The sequence below is a fragment of the Chryseosolibacter indicum genome, from assembly GCF_018598585.1.
GTDB lineage: Bacteria > Bacteroidota > Bacteroidia > Cytophagales > Cyclobacteriaceae > Chryseosolibacter > Chryseosolibacter indicus.
On the sequence record NZ_JAHESD010000006.1, the window covers coordinates 16,224 to 30,552 of the forward strand.

Annotated in this window: 9 protein-coding genes; 4 read left to right on the forward strand and 5 right to left on the reverse strand. The window is 41.6% G+C overall.

All coding sequences use genetic code 11. From position 1 onward, the window contains the following. Window position 1: 1 nt before the first annotated feature. From KK060_RS04320 to KK060_RS04330, 3 genes are all read right to left on the reverse strand, one after another. A complete protein-coding gene (locus KK060_RS04320; protein WP_254152462.1) occupies window positions 2-1,417 on the reverse strand; it encodes a DUF5723 family protein in 1,416 nt (471 codons plus the stop codon). After that, window positions 1,414-3,051, reverse strand: coding sequence for a hypothetical protein (locus tag KK060_RS04325; RefSeq protein WP_254152463.1), 1,638 nt, complete (start codon window positions 3,049-3,051; stop codon window positions 1,414-1,416). Before KK060_RS04325 ends, KK060_RS04320 begins: the two co-directional genes overlap by 4 nt. A gap of 205 nt (window positions 3,052-3,256) precedes the next feature. After that, complete coding sequence (locus tag KK060_RS04330) at window positions 3,257-4,300, reverse strand: PorP/SprF family type IX secretion system membrane protein (protein WP_302180007.1); 1,044 nt, start codon at window positions 4,298-4,300, stop codon at window positions 3,257-3,259. 374 nt (window positions 4,301-4,674) lie between these two features. Between KK060_RS04330 and KK060_RS04335 the strand changes: the two genes are divergently transcribed. From KK060_RS04335 to KK060_RS04350, 4 genes are all read left to right on the forward strand, one after another. Further along, window positions 4,675-10,065, forward strand: a complete 5,391-nt coding sequence (locus tag KK060_RS04335) for a PKD domain-containing protein (protein ID WP_254152465.1) — start codon at window positions 4,675-4,677, stop codon at window positions 10,063-10,065. A gap of 116 nt (window positions 10,066-10,181) precedes the next feature. Continuing rightward, the gene (locus tag KK060_RS04340) at window positions 10,182-11,831 is read left to right on the forward strand and encodes a beta-N-acetylhexosaminidase (RefSeq protein WP_254152466.1); all 1,650 of its coding nucleotides are present in this window, start codon (window positions 10,182-10,184) and stop codon (window positions 11,829-11,831) included. A 79-nt stretch (window positions 11,832-11,910) separates the two neighbouring features. Continuing rightward, window positions 11,911-12,258, forward strand: coding sequence for a carboxypeptidase-like regulatory domain-containing protein (locus tag KK060_RS04345; RefSeq protein ID WP_254152467.1), 348 nt, complete (start codon window positions 11,911-11,913; stop codon window positions 12,256-12,258). A gap of 495 nt (window positions 12,259-12,753) precedes the next feature. Continuing rightward, a complete protein-coding gene (locus KK060_RS04350; protein WP_254152468.1) occupies window positions 12,754-13,296 on the forward strand; it encodes an NUDIX hydrolase in 543 nt (180 codons plus the stop codon). Between the two features lie 6 nt (window positions 13,297-13,302). Here KK060_RS04350 and KK060_RS04355 read toward each other — a convergent pair whose 3' ends face one another. Then, window positions 13,303-13,464 (reverse strand): hypothetical protein, encoded by a 162-nt coding sequence (locus KK060_RS04355; RefSeq protein ID WP_254152469.1) that lies wholly within the window; start codon window positions 13,462-13,464, stop codon window positions 13,303-13,305. Between the two features lie 29 nt (window positions 13,465-13,493). Further along, a complete protein-coding gene (locus KK060_RS04360; RefSeq protein WP_254152470.1) occupies window positions 13,494-14,285 on the reverse strand; it encodes a glutaminyl-peptide cyclotransferase in 792 nt (263 codons plus the stop codon). Between the last annotated feature and the right edge of the window lie 44 nt (window positions 14,286-14,329).

A 14,329-nucleotide genomic window follows, 5' to 3' on the forward strand; every position in this document is an offset into this window, starting at 1 on the left:
TCTATTTATTTTTAGGATAGGGTTGTTTTTCCTGTACCTTGTCTCTTCCAAAAACGAAGTTGATACCGGTGCGAAAAGTGAAGTATTGTAAACTGTTAACATAGCCATTTAAATTCTTATCAGCCATTAACATAAAAGGCGCACGAAGAAGATTGTCACCAACAAAGTAAATCTGAATTGGTGCAAAGTTTAGAGATAGCCCTGCCCCAATATTGTTAAATGAATTATTGGTAATCGTATAACTCAAGGATGTAGCAACCCTTCTACCAAATTCTTTGTTTAATGAAGCAGTGAAGCCTGTCATAAGTCTTCCTCTGAAACGCTCTGCAAAAATTAACGCACCTGCCGTCAGTGTCTTCTTCAGCTTGTAAGTACCTGTGATATACATTTTAGCGGGTAACGGAGTACGATAACTTCCGATACGACCTTCTTCGAAATCAAACTTAGCTTCCAGTGAATCTGATAATTGACCTTCGTAATCATCATCGCCATCATCGTCGTTAAACAGCCTATCCAGGTCCAAACCTTCAAAGGTATATTGTGCCTTTAAAGGGTCCAGGCTGTAACCATACAAATCGTTCTTCCATTTAATAGCTCCAAGGTCCAACAAGCTAAGTCCAACAGTAAGTTTATCATTTACTTTGTATGTAGCACCCAGATCAACTGCAAAGCCGTTGTTACTTGTAAAGTCTCTCCAATTGTCTTCTACTTCGTAATCAATATCAGAATCTTCAAAGTTATGAATACCTGACGTGCGGATATCGGCATCTCCTGTAATTGTCATCGCATACTCTTCCGACATCGAAAGGTTAAATGCTGCGCGTTGTGTAGTAGCGTTTGCAATACCCTTAAGAAGTTTAAATCTCGCGCCAACGGTAAGATCTTTATTAACCGTATACGCTGCCCCAGCACCTATTTCTACATAACTTGTTGTTTCCACCTTAGGTGATAGGGTAGCAGTGCTGTTCACGTACTGGTTTGTGCCTTTAATGATGCCGAAAAAATCTTTCGGCAACATAAGTCTGTTATAGACCTTCGATGATACATTAAAGGTGAGGTAAAGCCTTGCATTAGCTTTCAAGCTTACACGCAATAGCTCTGCTGAAAGATTCGTGTTGATATAATTCTTTTCCCGTAGTGATGAATTCAATTTATCAAGATCAGCAACACGGGTGTCACCCTCTTTCATCACCACATCGTTATACGAAAATCCGTTATTGGAGTACTGCATGAACACTGACGAAAATGGCAACCCAATAGAGAATTTGTATTCCGGTTTAAAGGCAGGGTTATAATAAGTAACCTGTGGCAAACTAGACATGAAGGGCATTGTGCCTTCAACCTGTGCATAGGAAACACTACCTAACGGAAGTATAAAGCACAAAAGAAAAACAAGCTTTAGTAAATTGTATTTCATAACTCTACCTCCAGTTTCAACTTGGCTTGTAAACCAATGTTGATGTTAAGTTTATAATCGGACTTGAACTGAACATAATTTTGTGAACCGTTTGCTTCTTTAGCAGTGTTCATTACTGCCTTAATAATGAGTTGTTGCGCATCGAAGAGCTTCTTAAGTTTTGTATCGCTTAGTGGAATGTTGGTATCTGAAATACCCGCCTCTTTTAACTCGCCTGTTGCTGTTACTGTACTAGGTTTTATGACTGATGTTTTTCCCTCTGCAAAAAGTGAATCGGTGATGATGCCGTGGTCATTTGCGAGGTAGATCTGAAGCACAGCGTCGAGCGGTAATTGATTTGTTGCCTTAATGCGCATTGAAGCGCTTTCTATCTCCGTCTCCTCTGCATCCCCCAGGTCAATATCCATGGTATCACTGATGATGATGTTGTTCGCTTTGGCATACAACGGCAATTCTGCACGTACATTGATGCGCAGCTTGCTCGTATCGGCCAGGAAATTTAATGGAAGTAACGGATCAAACGGATTTTCGATGTTTCCATAGCTAATACCGTATTTGATAGACTCAGGAACAAAGTCAAATATTTCTTTTTCATTTGATACATTTGCTTGAGTAGCTGCAGACCCACCTAAAAACGGAGCGCTTTTAATATTAACCGTACTTCCGTTTACATCTCCACCTTGGAGAAATAGAATAGGCATTTCCTGACCATCATTGCTTATTGCTTCCAATGGACTAAGAAAAATTTTGACGGGTAGTCCATAATCTGACGTAACAGTAAAAGACAACCTAGGATCTCCAAAAGCTACCTCAGCGTCATTTAATGAACTACCAAAAGGTGTAAAACTTATGGTCCGTTCACGTACAGTGTTCGATGGTGTTATTTCACCTAAATAACCTTTAACATATTCGTAATCAATAGAACGGAAACCTGCTTTAAAATTAATGTTTGTTGATTGGGATATTTGCGTTGCTGTTGGATGCGGTCTTTCAAGCAGTTTGACAGTTGCATTAAACTTATTATCATTAAGAATAGCAATATATCCTTGCAATGATATTACTACTTGTTCTGACGCGTTTACTCTCTTCACCAGAGACACTCCGTCTTTTTTGAAATCAGGAAGTGTGACTTCAAGTTCGAGGTAGTCTGTCGCCGGGCTGTAAGGACTGAAATTAAGATCAAGCACTAGTTCAGTACCTTGTTTAAATTTGATTTCTTTTATTAATCGTGGATTGAAATTAAAATCAAAGGGAACATTTTGAGAACGTATCTCTCTTTCTGTTGTTCTTGCAGCCATCGTCTGCACGGGAAGGGACGGAGAAAGCTGTTGTGAAAACTCCTTATCTGGAAATGTTACATGGTCGCGTATGTCCGATAGCTCTTGTGTATCATCGTACAACAGATAGACCAAACCATCGGGGTATACACGAACATATTCAGGTTGTGTAAGCAGATCGCTGATTGAAAGATCGCCAGAGGCTAAAGGAAGCGCCATATCTGACGTAACTTTTACCTGGTCGAGTTCGTATTCATCAGAGTTCAAGATTTCATCTCCGCAGCCGACAAGCAGGGAGGCAAAGAAAAAGACGGACACGGCAAAGAAAACCGGCCCCTTCATTGTAGGGTTCTTCATTCTCTAGTGGGGTTCAATAAATAATCAGGCTATAATATAACCTGAATAACTCAACCACAAAGAACCAGAATAAATGCTATTAGCCCAAACGTTTAAAATTCGTTTTGTCTCAAATCCTTACATAGAAAGTAAAATTACTCACTAATGGGTATTTAAGAAGTAGGGTAATTTGTAAGAATTTCTTATAGCTGCTGTTTTACAGCTTTTAAAAATCTGGGCAAGGAATCATGAGCTTATCTGCAGGAGGTTTACGTGGATTACGCATTGGCCATGTATACACGAGGCTGAACTCATGCGCGCCACCACTGCCAATACCTAATCTGGATACTGTATAGTCGAAGCTATAACCGATGTTAATTGCATCCTTTGCTCCTAACTTTGTAAAGCCAAGTAGTAGTACGATGGATTCATTGTTCACGAAACCTTCTACATTTTTGAAAGGAACGCCGCGATACCATGTTCCGAGGATGAGGGGTTCAAAAGTAAAGTAAAGTCCTAAGTCCATCTGATCAAACTCTCCCTGATGCCTGTATTGAAAGGCAGGTGCAATACTTCGTTCTGCTACACGGGAATAAACACCGCTACCTACTCTTCCTGGTGTCATATAAAATTTGAAACCACCATGCAATGATAACTTCATTGGCAATCTGCTATCCTCGTCAATGAGTGATTGATTCGGTCTGTTCAAATGGCTTGCTGAAATTCCAAGCCAGGCTACTTTGGTAAAGAATACACCCCCGAAGGTCAGATCAAGAAATGTCTTGCTGAAATTGGTATTAAATGCTTCTGCCGTAACAGGATTGATAAACTCACCTGTTTGCGGATCAAACTGATCACCAAAGGTTAATTTATTGAAATTAATGTCTCTGTTATAAAGTGCTACCTGAGCACCCGGTCTGAAACCCAGGTATTCGGTTAATTGAAATTCATATGCATATTGTAAGCCAACACTAAGAGAGCGAAGCCCGGCGAGGCCCTCCATATCTCTCATGAGCAATACCCCAATCCCGCTTTTCTTATCCTCGATAAAGTAGTCGAAGTAGGCCGACATAGTGGTGAAGTTTGCATCTATTGCAGGCCATTGCGTGCGATAATTAATACCCGCGCGCGCCTGGCCTGTAGCGCCTGCAAAAGCAGGATTTAAATATAGGGGAGCTGCATAAAACTGCGAAAATTGTGGATCCTGTGCAGTTACCGCACTTTCAGTCACCAGTATTAATAAACATATCGAGAGCAGTCGCGAAAACAAAGACCACAGTTTTGATATAGACAGTGCCGGATAAAACGGTGCGCAGTCAGCTAGAGACTGTGGACTCTTAAAATTGTACATCAAGTTGAATGACTTTAAAGTATGCAATCAAAGCAAATTAACGGTTTTAGAGAAATTCAAACAAAAAATCATTGATTAGTTTAACACTTCTTCGTTGATTGGGAGGAACAAACATGCGAAATTCCTGTTCCTTCCAAGCCCTGATTTTATGTTATTCCCAATCCGTGAGGTTTAGTATCGATTACAAATCAATAACGGATAATTTTAGGCAAATTGTATACTTTAGATGAACTTGGGCGTTTTATTATAAGGTGGTGTTTAGCAAGTAACGTTTTTTTATTCTGATAATCACAATGCAACGAAATTTACTCAGTAGATTATTTTTTATCCTGGCAATTGTTTCTATCTCAACGCCTGAACTTCTCGCTCAGGATCAGACTGATCAGAACTGGTTCTTTGGCAATGGGGCACAGGGAATTCAATTTACGCGGCCGGGAGATACAGCAAGACTTGTAACCAGACCTACTGCCGCTATAGGGAGCTTTGGAGCCAATGGAAGCGCAGTTGCCTCTGATCCTGTTTCAGGTGCATTATTATTTTATACCGATGGCGTTAATGTTTATGATGCTACGCACCGACTTATGCCAAACGGGAGTGCCATCGGCGGCAATGCAAATGGAAATCAACCCGTTGTAATAACAAAGGCACCAGGCCAGCCAGGCAAGTATTATATCTTTACGAATACTGCAACCGCCACAACCGCAGGTGACATCCATTTAACCATAGTCGATTCTGCAAGTAATGGTAATACAGCATTTCCTAATACACTTCCTTTAGGAGACGTTGAAAGTAAAAACCAACCAATAACTCCTACCCCTTTGGTCAGTCAATCTCAGGCAATGATAGCTATACCCCATGAGACTGATAAAAATGCGTTCTGGCTGATAACACAAGACGCCAATACTTCAAGTTTCAGAATAACTACAATTAACGCATCAAGCATCACAGTAAATGCTGCTGTACCCATGCCTACAGGGTTTAATTTTTCTGCTGCAAACTTCACCTACCACCCTGCAACAGGAAAACTGGCAGTTGTACCTTCTGAACCGGGAAGAAATGTAATGATCATGGATTTTGATCCCGCTACCGGAAATCTGACTTTTGATCCTGCTACCGGTTTTGTTTTTAATTCAGCAACAACAGGCACTGCTGTGCCTCCAATTTATGATGTTGAATTCAGCAATACAGGAGATTATTTATATGTATCCCGGCAAGGGGATGGTGTAACGCCAGGAGGTATCTTACAATTTGACCTTACTAATCCTTCAGCTACACCTATTGCTGTAAATACCGGCACTACAGCACGCAGTTACGGATTACAGATTGCACCTGACAGTTCTATATATCATATTTATCAAACTACGGTGGGTGGTCCTTTTCTTGTCGGGCGAATTACTGATCCGGATACCGTCGCCACGGCTGCTAACTATGAGCCTACCCCTTTTGGTACGGTTAATTTTAATTCAAAGCAATTTCCGTCTTTCTTAAAGACATCGCCGCCTGATGTCGATTTGGATTTTACGTATTCCGGAACATGCGCTACCCAGCCTACTACATTCTTTCCTGAAGTAGTGCCTGGCGCCGACAGCCTCGTTTGGAGATTTGGAGACGGCACAGGAACATCGTCTAACTGGAGCCCTACCTACACCTATCAACAAGGTGGCACCTTTGAAGTTACGCTTTCAGCATATGTAAATGGCGTAAGGGTAGACTCAGTTAAAAAGCCTATTACCATAACACAATTTGATCTGCAACTGACTCTGGTGCAAGACACAACAGCTTGTAGTTGCGAGCTAAGGTACCCCAAAGAAAGAACGCCCCCTCCTCCTACTGCATACCCCAATGGACAACCATGTAATCCGTTTACACTAACAGCCCAGGCGAGCGGGCAAGCATCAGATATTCGTTGGTTTGGCCCTGCAGGGGAAATAACCGCGCTACGTGGCAGTCTTACATTAACAAACATAGATTCAGCTGGCTTTTATTATATAAAGGCAAGTGATCAAACAGGGCAGTGCTTTGCATACGCGGGTGTCAACATCAAAGAGTATGGTGTTGAAGACCCGAGAACTAACATCTGGCACTTCGGAAACAGCGCCGGGATAAATTTCAATCCTGATTTCAGACCTTCAACGGGTGCAGATGCAATACAAGGGTTTATTACTGATGGGCCGGAGGGAGTTGCTACTATAAGTGATAGAAACGGACAAGTGATTATCTCTACCGATGGCGAACAGGTTTATGATAGAGCTGGCAATCCTTTATTACCACCAACTCCGCCAGGACCAGGTTTGGGAGGAAGTAAACAATCAACACAATCTTCTTTGATTATTCCGGTAGCTTCGGATCCTACGTTGTATTACATCTTTACAACACAAAATACAGATAACTCTGTTTCAACCACAAATTACGAACTGCGCTATGCCATCTTTGATTTAAAAGCAGGAACCACAAATCCTAATGGAGCTATTATTGATCCAGATAATGACCCTTCGAACGGCGTCAGCAGTGTTCTCTTTACCAGAAGCACAGAACGAATCACAGGTAATGAGAACTGGTTGATAGCACATGAATTTGGTACTAACAATTTCCGAGCGTACCGTATTACGGGAGATGGCTTAAGTGCTCCTGTTATCTCAAGCGCTGGTTCTGTACATTCTATATCGTCAGAAGAAGAGGGCCAGGGTTACATGAAGTTAACTGCAAGTGGTCAGTTAGCTGTGGCATTAAAGAAAGATGGCAGAAATTACGTTGAGATTTTTGATTTTGATAATGCAACAGGTGCGATAACATTAAAGGAACGTGTTGATTTGAATACAACAACCGGACAAGTTTATGGTGTTGAAATATCGCAAGATGGCCAAAAGCTTTATGCCACAACACGCGGGCCGGGATCACTCCACGAATTCTATTACGACAGTACATCATCAAGTTATGTAAAAATAAATCCAGTAATAACACACAGTGCTGATTTAGGTGCTATTGAACGAGGCCCCGACGGACAAACTTACGTGGCGATTAATGGAAGCAATTCATTAGGAACAATTTCTCCAGGAGCAACTCCTCAATCTCCATCAACGTTTAATCCCTCTGGCTTCCCATTGTCACCTACAGTACCTCCTGGTCCAGTAAATCCCACCAGCACACTCGGTTTACCAAACTTCATTCAGAATATTGGCGAGCCAACACAGGCACCTACGATAGATGCTACTGGTTTATGTCATGGATTGCCAACACGTTTTACTGGTTCTGGTTCTGATCCAATAGATACTTTGATATGGGACTTCGGTGACGGTGAAGGTATGCGTGGTGCTAACCTTACAGAGGTTGAACATACGTATGATACGGCGGGCACTTATTACGTTACCTTAACTATCAGAAACCGTTGTATTGGCCCTGTGGATATTCTCAGAGATACGGTAATTATTAATCGTAACCCTGAAGCACTGAGCGGAGCAGCTCCATTGTGTAATGCAAGTGACGCTCCCCTGCAAGCCGTAGCTGCGGGAACTGATCTTTCTGATCTTACTTTCTTATGGTCACCCACCGGCGACACAACTGCAAGCATTATACCTACTATAGAAGCTACTTATGAAGTGATTGTCAGAACCACAGCCGGGTGTGCTGATACAGGTAGATACTTCGTCGGTGACCTGAGGCCTCACGTGAACCTTGGACCCGACTTGACATTATGTGAAGGCGCAGATCCACAGACTTTCAATGCAAACAATCCAGGTGCTGTTTTTGAATGGCGTATTAATGGCACAGTACAACCAGGAGAGACAGATGGTATTTTTACTTTCAATCCTAATGCACCAAGTCCTCCTAATTATCAAATCACTGTAACAGTAACGGACCCGTTTACCACCTGTGTTGCTAATGACACAGTAAATTATATTGTTAACCCCAGACCGGTATTTACAGCAATAGGTGCAAATCCTACAGCGTGCGGACTTCCCAATGGTTATATAAATTTAGACATTACTTCTCCTGGCGATTATTCTTATACAATTGGTGGTACTCCATATTCTGGTACGCTGACAGGACCAACTGGTGTTGTACCTATACCATCACCTCCAGGATTAGTCGCCGGCGCTTATGGTGTCGATATATCAAATCAAACTACAGGTTGTACCAGTACAGAGCTTGTTGCGCTTAATGATACAGGTTTTGACGTAACCATAGATGCTGTTGACGCCTGTGGTGACAACATTCAAATTGATATCACCACTGCAAACCCAGCCCAAGGAAATTATACATATAGAATAATAAACGCTGTAACATCCGAAGAGGCTACATCGGGTAATGAAACAAATGATCCTACTGCAGCGGTTCCTATCGGCACTTATGTTGCTGAAGTAAGAAATAATGCGGGGTGTGTTATTGTATCTCCTGAAACAGACATTGACGAGCAGTTTCCTCGTCTTCAAATTTCCAACTTAACTATAGATGAATGTACAGCAACTGCATCTGCTACTGCAACAGGAGCTGATACCTATCAGTGGGCAGTAGCAGCTCCAATTAATTTTAATAGTACGGCTAACCCTGTAACTCCACTACCTAATGGTGTATATGACCTTATTCTCACAGTGTCTTCCACCGTGGGAAATACTTGTCCGGCGGACACAACAATTTCAGTTGATATAAGTCAAGATCCACCTGCTGATTTAACGCAGGGAGATGCTTGCCAGGATCAGGTAACTCTTTCTGCATCACCAACAGGTGATTATGTTTACAGATGGCTGAGGAACGGTGTGCAGGTAGTAGGCGGACAACAAATCACGGTGCCTTTAGCTGACAATGGTGCTTCTTACCAGGTTGATGTTAGAAGAAGAGATCGTACTTGTTTTTCTTCTGATACCGAAACCATTATCGTCCTCGGCCTACTCACTGTAGACATCTCCAACCCTGCCACCTGCTCGGGACAAAATACACCGTTGACTGCTACTGCAAATCAAACCCCGGACTCCTATCAATGGGCTTATAACAGAGTTGCAATTCCTTCTGCTACTTCCAACACATACACTATCACTGATGGGCGCAGCGGTGTTTATCGCGTGGTAGTGCAACGATCAGCTGCGGGTAGAACATGTGTCGCCCGGGATTCTGTAAGCGTTATTGTTAACCCTAGCACGCCGGGAGGTTTAACTGATACCGGAATAATTTGTCCTGAACATACCGATCCAAGGTTTAGCGAAATAACATTAGATGCAGGTGCAGGCTTCATTGGATACAACTGGTTCAGAGGAGGACGTAATGACCCGGGCAGAACGCCACTAGGTGTAACTGACCAAACCTATACGGCGACAGAAGCTGGCGTTTACTCCGTCGACTTGCTTAATGTTTATAATTGTCCGATCAGTGACGAGACTACATTGGTAGTGGAATGTGATCCTTTAATTGTAGGACCAAATGCATTTCGCCCAGGAGGATTGAATACGGAGTTTTCACTCTTTACATTCTTTATCTCTGACCAGGATTTCGAGATCTATATTTTCAACCGCTGGGGCGAGATGGTTTACTACTCTACTCAAAGAGATTTTAAATGGAATGGCGGATATAAAAATGAAAGCGGTCGTCCTGTTCCTCCTGATACGTACACGTACCTCGTAAAATTCAAGAGTTCGTACAGACCAGAGAAAGGCGTTCAGGAAAAACGTGGTGGTGTGGTCGTACTTCGATAAAGTAATTTTTCTCTTCATTTTAAAATGTCACCCATCGTGGTGACATTTTTTATTTATGTGTGTGCGGCCACATAGATAAAAATTGCTAATTATGTAGCAACCAAACTACTTTAGAAATGCGACGACATATCTACTTACTGGGCTTCTTGCTTGTCATAACTTCGTGTGCAGTAAAGGAACCCGCAGTATCAACACAACCTTTAAGCATAGTACCCCAGCCTGTTCATCTTACACAAGGCAAAGATGAATTTGAATTTGAAGAAAATGTTCAGATTGTTGCAGTAAATGATGAGAGCAAACAAGTTGCATCCCTTTTACAGGATTATCTTAAGAGCAAAAATGTAAATACAAGCATCATTGAAAGCGGAGGAGATGAAGGATCCATCAGACTGAATATTATTCAGGCCGATTCTCTTACCAGAGAGGGATATACATTATCCGTCAACAATACAGGCGTAAGCATCAACGCCAACACAGGTGCAGGTCTCTTCTATGGTTTCCAAACACTTATGCAGATTTTATCTGACGATGGAAAAACCGTTCCTTTTGTTGAGATAACAGATTATCCGAGGTTCTCTTATCGAGGTTTACATCTTGATGTCGGTAGACATATGTTCCCAATTGATTTTATTAAAAAATACATTGATCTTTTGGCGCACCACAAGATGAATACATTTCATTGGCATCTTACTGATGATCAGGGATGGAGAATAGAAATTAAAAAATATCCAAAGCTTCAGGAAGTAGCGGCGTATAGAAAAGAAACCATCATCGGCCATGCCAGCACGGCAACAAGAGGTAATGGCGAAGCCAAATACGACGGCCAACGCTACGGTGGCTTCTATACCCAGGAAGAAGTTAAAGACGTAGTGCAGTATGCAGCAGCGCGGCACGTTACAGTAATACCTGAAATAGAAATGCCAGGGCATGCACAAGCAGCGCTTACTGCGTATCCTAACCTGGGTTGTACAGGAGGGCCATACGAGGTGGCAACAACGTGGGGTGTATTCGAAGAAGTATTTTGTGCAGGTAAAGAAGAAACATTTGCTTTCCTTCAGGATGTACTGGACGAGGTAGTGCCGTTGTTCCCTGGCAAATATGTTCACATTGGTGGTGATGAGTGTCCGAAGACACGCTGGAGAAAATGCCCGTATTGCCAAAAAAGAATTAAAGAAGAAAAACTTCAAGACGAACATGCGCTGCAGAGCTATTTCATCCAACGTATGGAGAAATACCTTAATGGTAAAGGCAAGCAAATTATTGGCTGGGATGAAATTCTTGAAGGAGGTCTGGCTCCAAATGCTACCGTTATGAGCTGGCGCGGAGAAGAAGGTGGAATTGCTGCTGCCAAACAAAACCACGATGTAGTGATGACACCAGGCCCCTGGTGCTATTTCGACAAGTATCAGGATACCACAGGAACTGAGCCCCTTGCCATAGGAGGTTTCCTCCCTGTACGTAAGGTGTATTCTTACGAACCGATACCACCATCTTTAAATGAAGATGAAGCAAAGCATATTCTGGGTGCGCAGGCTAATGTATGGACCGAATACATTAAGACATCTGACCACGTGGAGTACATGGTATATCCAAGAGCATGCGCTTTGGCTGAGGTAACCTGGACAAAGAAGGAAAATAGAGATTATGATGACTTTGTGAGACGAATGGAAACACACGTAAAGCGCCTTAGCGATTGGAAGGTGAACTACGCAAGGCATATCGAAAAAGAATTTACGTCAGAGCCTGTCGAAGCTACTGCGCAATAGACGATGAAAAGCAATTTCTGGAACAGGAGTTGCTTTTCCATTTAACCGGTTATTTATAACTTAGATGTAAATTAAAACTATGAAGTCTACATTAAAACTTTTGGTCATCGTTCTTTTCCTTGTTGCTACAACAGCAGCACAACTTATTAAGACATCACTAAACGTTACCGTTCGCGATGAAACAGGAAATACTGTTGAAGGCGCAACCGTAATGCTGTTTGAAAATGAAGAAGACTATACAAACGAAGCAAATGTTGCAGCCCAAGGTGTTACAGATGCAAAAGGATATGTAAAGATCAAAGAACTGAAGTCAATCCCATATTTTATCATTGTACGTAAAGATGATAAAGACAACGCAGGTGGCGGAGAGAAGACTGAAAAGCTTGAAGCTAAAAAGATCAACAAAGTTACTGTAGTTATTCAGTAATAACAGTCATTTACCGAAAGTGCCAGTATGTTGCGATACTGGCTCTTTTGTTTTTATAACATTACGCATTCCGCAGTCTGTTAAACTGACAAACCCTTCTCTTTAAGTTTCTCTCGCATAAGTACGCTTTTCGAGCACCTATTAACGACCAATAGTCATGAACCAGAGTAGCATCGGTCTGGCATCGGTAATGATTCTGTGAAATTTCACTGTAAATTCAATGATTCTTCTATAAAAAGGCCTTTTTCAGTAAGTTGATAGAAGGATGACAGAAGAATGGCAGAAGCAGTACTGATGCTACTCCGTTCCTTCTCCGGAACAGCCCGGTAGCGATCCTGATTCCCTTGTTCGGGAAAGACCCTTAGCCATTTTCACTCATTCTCAGGCAGAAAGACGGTTTTGTATTTTCCAGGAGATATAATTTACCGCAACTGAAGCTTGATTCGTGATTTTTTCAGACTTTCAGGCGACGTTTAGTAAAGGTACATAATAATCATGAAGACCAGGCTGGAACTTATACAAGCTGTTAAATTATATCGCTCTACATTTGAAGAAGAACTTCTTTTCAAAAAGCTGTTTATCGATCTATTAAACAACCCTCGTGCGTATCATCGCGACCACCTGCCTGGCCATATCACCGGATCAGCCTTTATTGTTGATTCATCCCGTAAGTATGTTCTGCTCACGCATCACGCAAAGTTAAACAAATGGCTTCAGCCAGGAGGTCATGCTGATGGAGACGAAAATGTTATTAATGTAGCTCTGCGCGAGGCCGATGAAGAGACAGGCTTGAAAAACCTAAGATTGATTACCGAAGAGATATTTGACCTGGATGTTCACGCGATTCCTGCAAGAAAAGATTTCCCTCAACACGATCATTACGATGTAAGAATACTTCTTGAAGGTTCAAGAGAAGAACAACTTATTATCACAGAAGAATCAAAAGACCTTGCGTGGGTTTCCATTGATGAAGCAGTGGCTTTAAGTGGCAACAACCATTCTATTGCAAGAATGGTTGAAAAAGTAAAACTGATGTAAGCTGATCTACTTAGAGCTTATCAGCAACAATCCGAAAGCAATAACTACTATCCAGAACTTATAAATGCTTATCGCCGGGATGGCAATCCATCCTAATTGCATCATTACACATAATAAAACCAGGATAACAGCAATGGCTTTAAGAATAGATCTCGTTTTGTTACTCATATTGTGGGGTAATTGAAATTTGTATTCCGTTATTGAGTTAGCTGAAGTACATAAACAGACGGCCAGTATTTTCCTGTCACCAGAAATAGTTTAGTAGTAGGATGATAGGCAATACCATTCAATACGTCGGCACGCGGGTTACGCAAAGATGCGTTCTGTGCAAGAGAAGTAAGGTCCAGACGGCCAATTACTTTTCCTGTTTTTGGATCTATCTTTAAGATACGATTTGTTTCCCATTGGTTTGCATATACATAACCATCTACATACTCGAGTTCGTTTAATTTTTTTGCGGGACTGTTCTCTTCGGTTACGTTTATAGTTTTAACAGTCTTGAGAGAAACTGTATCCACAAAGGTAAGTTTATCAGTACCATCACTCATAATCAGGTGTGTACCATCATGCGTTATACCCCACCCTTCTTTTGTTGGTAATGGAAATTCATTTATTTGTTTAAAGGTTTTAAGATCATAGACAAAGCCAACTTTACTAGTCCAGGTGAGCTGATAGATTTTATTGTTGAGAATGGTTATTCCCTCACCAAAGAATTTATCATCAAGTACAACCTTTTTGTCCGATGTTCCTGTGTTAATATCTACGATACCAATCCACGATTGTTTTTGACCTGTGCTTTCGTAAAGTTTTCCCTCGTGAATTACTAATCCTTGTGTAAAGGCATTTACATCATGCGGCCAGGTAGTTTTTACTTTGTAGGATATAGAAAGAGTGTCAACTTCGGGCTTTTCTTCTTTTTCTTTTTTACACCCTGATACCAGCAGTAAGAGGAATAAACCCGATAGTAAACCAATATTTTTACGCTGCATTATCTTTGATTAAAAACGATATCTGAGATTAAACTAAATACAAA